General features: G+C 61.6%; 4 protein-coding genes and 2 pseudogenes. All 6 read left to right on the top strand.

Annotated elements, in window-relative coordinates; genetic code table 11:
• Nucleotides 1-23 precede the first annotated feature (23 nt).
• Complete coding sequence (locus EOA36_RS32860) at nucleotides 24-659, top strand: isoprenylcysteine carboxylmethyltransferase family protein (RefSeq protein WP_245464538.1); 636 nt, start codon at nucleotides 24-26, stop codon at nucleotides 657-659.
• A gap of 118 nt (nucleotides 660-777) precedes the next feature.
• A complete protein-coding gene (locus EOA36_RS32855; protein WP_245464537.1) occupies nucleotides 778-1,116 on the top strand; it encodes a hypothetical protein in 339 nt (112 codons plus the stop codon).
• A 231-nt stretch (nucleotides 1,117-1,347) separates the two neighbouring features.
• Nucleotides 1,348-1,512: a DUF3309 family protein gene (locus tag EOA36_RS32850; protein WP_127280942.1), complete on the top strand. Its 165-nt coding sequence runs from the start codon at nucleotides 1,348-1,350 to the stop codon at nucleotides 1,510-1,512.
• A 269-nt stretch (nucleotides 1,513-1,781) separates the two neighbouring features.
• Nucleotides 1,782-1,918 (top strand): annotated as a pseudogene (locus tag EOA36_RS32845) (ABC transporter permease); the annotation flags it as partial.
• Nucleotides 1,918-2,460 (top strand): hypothetical protein, encoded by a 543-nt coding sequence (locus tag EOA36_RS32840; protein ID WP_245464536.1) that lies wholly within the window; start codon nucleotides 1,918-1,920, stop codon nucleotides 2,458-2,460. The pseudogene EOA36_RS32845 and the gene EOA36_RS32840, both read left to right, overlap by 1 nt.
• Nucleotides 2,351-2,596: pseudogene (locus EOA36_RS32835) on the top strand (TOBE domain-containing protein); the annotation flags it as partial. The gene EOA36_RS32840 and the pseudogene EOA36_RS32835, both read left to right, overlap by 110 nt.
• Between the last annotated feature and the right edge of the window lie 115 nt (nucleotides 2,597-2,711).

Genomic DNA, 2,711 nt, shown 5'->3' with positions numbered 1-2,711 from the left:
CGCGTGCGCCAGACAAAAGGCTTTTGTCGGCGGCGCGCAAGCACGAGATCATGCTCGACTTGCGCGAAGGCTTCTTTCGCGCCTGTGCGCTGCTGTGCGCGGGGCTGTTCGTCTATCGCGGCGTCTATCAGCTTCTCGAGGATCCGACCCGGCTCAACACCGCGCTGGTGGCGATTTCCGAGATACTCACCTTCACCTGGCTGCTTCTGTCGCGGCGTCCGGTCACGCGTGACTGGAATCTGCTTACCGTCATCGTTTCGGTGACAGCCAGTTTTGGCGTTGCGTTGATCAGTCTCAAGCCAGGCATTGCGCTGATTCCTCTCTACGTCGCCGCGCCGTTACAGATCATCGCATTGTTGTTCGTTATCTGGGGCAAGATCTCGCTGGGGCGCTCTTTTGCGATCCTGCCGGCCAATCGCGGTGTGATGACGGGCGGTGCCTATCGGCTGGTGCGGCATCCGATCTATGCCGGCTACCTCGCCGGCCATGTGCTCTACCTCCTGTCGGCCTTTTCCTTCCACAATCTCGCTGTCTATGCGGTCATCACCTACATGCAGCTGTATCGAATCCTGCGCGAGGAGGCCTTGCTGGCCGCCGGGCCGGAGTATCGCGCTTACATGGAACATGTACACTATCGGCTGTTCTACCGGTTATTCTGAAGGCCAGGCTGTGAGGGTTGGCCAACAGGCTCCTCAGCGTCCAGTGGTCGGAGCTGCTCCCTAGGCGAGGGCGCTGTAGCTCGGCGCTTCGGTCGGCGGCAGCAACGGCGCGAATGCCGTGGCCGGCGCCAATATCGGAGATTCGGGCGGCATCAACGCCGGGCTCGGTGCCAATGCTGGTGGAACAGGCGGTATCAACGCGGGGCTTGGCGCCAATGTTGGCGGTACTAGTGGTGTCGGCGTCGGCGTGGGCATCGGCAACGTAACCAATCCCAGCAACCCGTCGAACGTGGGCATATCGCCCAACCCTAGCCAGCTCAACGTTCCGCGTGCCGTGGCCCAGGTGTCGAGCTCCCAGCTGAGGCGCATGAAGAAGCGCTGCGTCGACGTTCTCGGCAGCGAGGGGACTTATGACCGCGACCTGCGCCAGCTCTGCCTGCTGATCGCACGCCGCTGAGGTTGAAGGAGGCTGCGGAACCAGCCCTGAGGCTTTGACCGCACTCTCCTGGCCTCCGACCGGTCGGAAAGCCGCCGTCCAGGCGGGCTTTCTGCTTTGCGGGCTGGATGCTCCGTAGCCGGGATGGCCCGGGGGAACGCCAGCTCCCCTAAAACGTTCATACCTTACAACATCTGAAATAGCGCGATGTTGAAACGGCGCGAAAGCGCGCATTTAGGAGCTGGGAAAGTCATGGGTCTCGGAACAATACTTATCATCATTCTAATCCTCGCGCTGCTTGGCGGCTTCAGCGGTATCGGTGGTGGTCCGTTCTACGGAACCGGTTATTATGGTGGCGGTGGTCTCGGACTTGTGCTGATCATCATCATCATTCTTGTCGTCCTGGGCCGCATTTAGCAGTTCGATCACGGGAGCAATCGCGATCGCGTGACCGCGCTTACGTTGCCGAGCACCGGATTGTGATGCATCAGGCATTTCGCGGGGTTCAGGTATGGTGATCGCGGTCCACACCTCCCGTAAAACAAGAGGAGAGGGTCCACCCCTTCATCCTCCCCAAGGCCCGCTCCGGCTTCCCGGAGCGGGCCTTTTTTCGTCAAAGCGGTTCCTCGAAGGGCGGCTCCGGGCGAATTGCGATGAAGCGTCCCTGCGCTGGTGGTTGACAGAATTGGCTTGGCACGGTCATCGAGGACCAGTTCGTCGCCGTGTTCACTGGCCGCTCGGGGAAGCACTGTCCTTCTTCCTGCTCGCCGTCGTGCTGGTCATCCTGGCGGTGGCTTCGCCGCTGCTGCGGAGGGTGGCGTGATGGCGACGACGCGCATCCTCGAATGGCTGGGTCGCCTCTATGTCGGGCTGCTGCTCGCCTTCCTTTATTTGCCTATCATCATGGCGCTGATGTCGTTCAACGTCTCGCCCTTCTATCAGCTGCCGTTCGAATGGACGACCGAGTGGTACGCCTCGCTGTGGCAGAACGACCAGCTGATCGCGGCGACCTGGAACAGCATCGAGATCGCGGTCATCACCACGATCATTTCAACCGTGCTCGGCTCGGCGGCGTCGCTGGCGCTCTTTCGTCATGAGTTTCGTGGCAAGAAATTCCTGCAGGCGCTGCTGTTTCCGCCGATCGCCATTCCTTGGCTGATCACCGGCACGGCGATGCTGATCTTCTTCTTCGGCGTCGGGCGCGGCCTGTTCGCCATCCTGCTCGGCCATGTCGCGCTGGCCAGGGGCAGGCTGGGCCGTGCGGCCCGAGCGCATCCGCATTGCCGCCGATGCCGGGCCCGTGGATGCCGCCAATGTCAACATGCTCGAGGGGCAGGTGTCGAAGTCCATCTTCGCCGGCAATAACAGCACCTATTTCGTCGAGCGCGCCGGACAGACGCTGAAGGTCATCGTGCAAAATACCGGTGCCGACAGGCTGGCGGAGGGGCAGGATGTGGTGCTGCGATGGTCGCCGGAGAGCACGGTGTTGATTGGCGGTTAGGATGCAGTCGACGATTGGGATGGTTGGTGTTCCTTGGCGCCCCCCTCTGCCCTACCGGACATCTCCCCCACGAGGGGGGAGATTGACTGTCATCGCCGGTTTCGCAAATCTCTCA

Origin of the sequence: Mesorhizobium sp. M8A.F.Ca.ET.021.01.1.1 (genome assembly GCF_003998025.1) — a bacterium.
In the GTDB taxonomy this organism is placed as follows: domain Bacteria; phylum Pseudomonadota; class Alphaproteobacteria; order Rhizobiales; family Rhizobiaceae; genus Mesorhizobium.
Note: the sequence above shows the minus strand (reverse complement) of the source record. Positions and strands in the feature narration are given on the sequence as shown.